Annotated in this window: 2 protein-coding genes; one reads left to right on the top strand and one right to left on the bottom strand. The window is 60.5% G+C overall.

Annotated elements, in window-relative coordinates; all coding sequences use genetic code 11:
* Positions 1 to 249 precede the first annotated feature (249 nt).
* Positions 250 to 1,350 carry a glycine-betaine demethylase subunit GbcB gene (gbcB, locus tag D8U69_RS06860; protein WP_056854371.1) on the bottom strand — a complete coding sequence of 367 codons (1,101 nt, stop codon included), beginning with the start codon at positions 1,348 to 1,350 and terminating at the stop codon, positions 250 to 252.
* 296 nt (positions 1,351 to 1,646) lie between these two features.
* Between gbcB and gbcA the strand changes: the two genes are divergently transcribed.
* Positions 1,647 to 2,942 carry a glycine-betaine demethylase subunit GbcA gene (gene gbcA / locus D8U69_RS06850; RefSeq protein ID WP_056853886.1) on the top strand — a complete coding sequence of 432 codons (1,296 nt, stop codon included), beginning with the start codon at positions 1,647 to 1,649 and terminating at the stop codon, positions 2,940 to 2,942.
* Positions 2,943 to 3,086: the final 144 nt, after the last annotated feature.

Below are 3,086 nucleotides of genomic sequence, written 5' to 3'. Positions count from 1 at the left end.
CGTTCCCACGCTCTGCGTGGGAACGCCTCCAGGGACGCTCCGCGTTCCAGCTTCAACACCTGCGCGACGCCGAACACCGTCGTGACGCGGAGCGTCACAGGCCGCATTCCCAGGCGGAGCGTGGGAACGCCTCCAGGAACGCTCCGCGTTCCAACTTCAACACCTGGGTGACGCCCGATACCGTCGTGACGCGGAGCGTCACAGGCTGCATTCCCACGCGGAGCGTGGGAACGATCAGTTTCGCGGCTGTTAGAACTCGATGCGCACGTCGCCCTTCGGCACGCTGCAGCACGACAGGATGAACCCATCGGCTTCGTCTTCTTCGGTGATCCCTCCGTTGTGCTCCATCTCCACCTCGCCACCGAGCTTCATCACCTTGCAGGTGCCGCAGATGCCCATGCCACAGGCTTTCGGGATCATCAGCCCGACTTTCGCTGCAGCGGCGTGCACGGTTTCGCCGGGGGCCACGCGAATGCTCTTGCCTGAAGTGATGAACTCCACCTGATGCAAGTCCGCGGCATCGATTTCGGGCGCATCGGCCGCTTGTTCGGCTTGCTCGACCGCATCGGCACGGGCTTCCGGTGGCGTGGCGCCGAAGGATTCCTCGTGATAACGCTTCATGTCGTAGCCGGCGTTCTCCAGCAGGCGCTTGACCGCGTTCATGTACGGGGTCGGCCCGCAGCAGAACACTTCGCGCTCGAGGAAGTCCGGGACCATCAATTCCAGCATCTTGTGGTTCAGGTAACCGCGATAACCGGCCCAAGGCTCGCCCAGGCCGTGCTTCTCGCAGATCAGGTGCAGGCTGAAGTTGTCGATCCGCGACGCCATGTGCTCCAGCTCGCGGTGGTAGATGATGTCTTTCGGTGAACGGGCACTGTGGATAAAGGTCATGTCGACGTTGGCGTTGGTGTCGTAGAACCAACGCGCCATGGACATGCATGGCGTGATCCCGACGCCGCCGCTGAGGTACAGCACTTTCGGGCTTGGGAAGTCGATGGCGTTGAACAATCCCACCGGCCCGTGCACCGCCAGCTCCTGGCCTTCGTGCAGGGTGTCGTGCAACCAGTTCGAGACCTTGCCGCCCGGCACGCGCTTGATGGTCACCGAGAAGCTGTACGGCACCGACGGCGAGCTGGAAATGGTGTACGAACGCATGATCGGCTGGCCTTCGATCTCCAGCTCCAGGGTAACGAACTGCCCCGGCTTGAAGAAGAACATGATCGGCTGGTCGGCCATGAAACAGAAGGTGCGCACATCCCAGGTTTCCTGGATGACTTTGACGCAACGGACGATGTGTCGACCATTGGCCCAGGTCTGGGTGGTTACCGGGTTCAGGAAGTTGTTGGACATGCTGATCTCCACGGCCGACTGTCGGCCTTCATGTTGGCGATTCTGCGTATAGCGCAGATCAGCCATTTACCTATCTGCGACATTGACATGCTTATCGCGACCAGCCCGCAAGTACCGGGGGTTGCGCGTCGGGAACAGATTGCACCATGTCGCCCATGGATAAGGTTCTGGCCAGCGGCGGCCCCACACTCGCCCCATACCAAGACACATTCTTTACACCTTGCGTAGCAACCGTTAGCAGTACACCTGATTAGCCACTTTCGCCGGCCACACAGAATGGCCTTGAGGATTAAACGATGGACGTCACTACTACCCTGAGCCTGGGCGATCCGCTGGAACCCGCACGCAAGGCCACCGCGCAGATGCTGCAAGAGCGTGAGCGCACGTTCTCGCTGCCGCAGCCGTTTTACTCGGACGAGCGTCTGTTTGATATCGACATGCAGGAAATCTTTCAGAAAGAGTGGTTGATCGCCGGCATGACCTGCGAAATTCCCGCCAAGGGCAACTACCTGACCCTGCAGGTTGGCAAGAATCCGATCATCGTGATCCGCGGCGCCGAAGGTGTAGTGCATGCGTTCCATAACGTCTGCCGTCACCGCGGTTCGCGCCTGTGCACCAGTGAAAAAGGCAAGGTCGCCAAACTGGTCTGCCACTACCACCAGTGGACCTACGAACTCGACGGTCGCCTGCTGTTCGCCGGCACCGAAATGGGCGCCGACTTCGACATGAAGCAATACGGCCTCAAACCGGTGAACGTGAAAACCGCCGGCGGCTACATTTTCATCAGCCTGTCGGAGAACCCGCCGGCCATCGATGACTTCCTGTCGACGCTCAGCCATTACATGGAACCGTACGACATGGAAAACACCAAGGTGGCGATCACCACCACCTTGATGGAAAAGGCCAACTGGAAACTGGTGCTGGAAAACAACCGCGAGTGCTACCACTGCAACGCGTCGCACCCGGAGCTGTTGAAAACCCTGCTGGAATGGGACGACGTTACCGACCCGCGCGCCGACCAGGCATTCAAGGATCACGTTGCCGCTTCCGCCGCAGCCTGGGAAGCCGAAAAGATCCCTTACGCCCACGCCAGTTTCGGCCTGCGCAACCGCATCGTGCGCATGCCGCTGCTCAAGGGCACCGTATCGATGACCCTGGACGGTAAACAGGGCTGCCAAAAACTCATGGGCCGCATCAAGAACCCGGACCTGGGCTCGATGCGCATCCTGCACCTGCCGCACTCCTGGAACCACTGCATGGGCGACCACATCATCGTGTTCACCGTGTGGCCGATCAGTGCCCAGGAAACGATGGTCACCACCAAGTGGATTGTGCACAAGGACGCGGTCGAAGGCGTGGACTACGACGTCGAGCGCATGCGCCAGGTCTGGGACGCCACCAACGACCAGGACCGTCGCCTGGCTGAAGAGAACCAGCGCGGCATCAACTCCACCGCTTACCAGCCAGGCCCTTACTCCAAGACCTATGAGTTTGGTGTGGTGAACTTTGTGGATTGGTACAGCGAGCGCCTGTTGAGCAACCTGGGCGCCGAGCCTGCGCCATACCTCAAAGGCGTTCCTGTCCAAGGCTGACGCCACCGCCCCCTGTAGGGGCGAGCCTGCTCGCGATGGGCGTCAACGATGACGCTGGCAGCCTGACACCCCGCGGGGTTCTCAGGTTAATCGCGAGCAGGCTCGCTCCTTGTATGTTGACCCTGAGTCCAAAGAGAGAGGTTA

The organism is Pseudomonas sp. Sample_16, from assembly GCF_004307665.1.
Lineage (GTDB): Bacteria > Pseudomonadota > Gammaproteobacteria > Pseudomonadales > Pseudomonadaceae > Aquipseudomonas.
The sequence above is the reverse complement of the archived record's forward strand: the minus strand, read 5'-3'. Positions and strand labels throughout refer to the sequence as shown.

Excerpts from the sequence above, each read along its gene's own strand:
- gbcB (WP_056854371.1), bottom strand. The coding sequence starts at position 1,350 with ATGTCCAACAACTTCCTGAACCCGGTAACCACCCAGACCTGGGCCAAT.
- gbcA (WP_056853886.1), top strand. The coding sequence starts at position 1,647 with ATGGACGTCACTACTACCCTGAGCCTGGGCGATCCGCTGGAACCCGCA.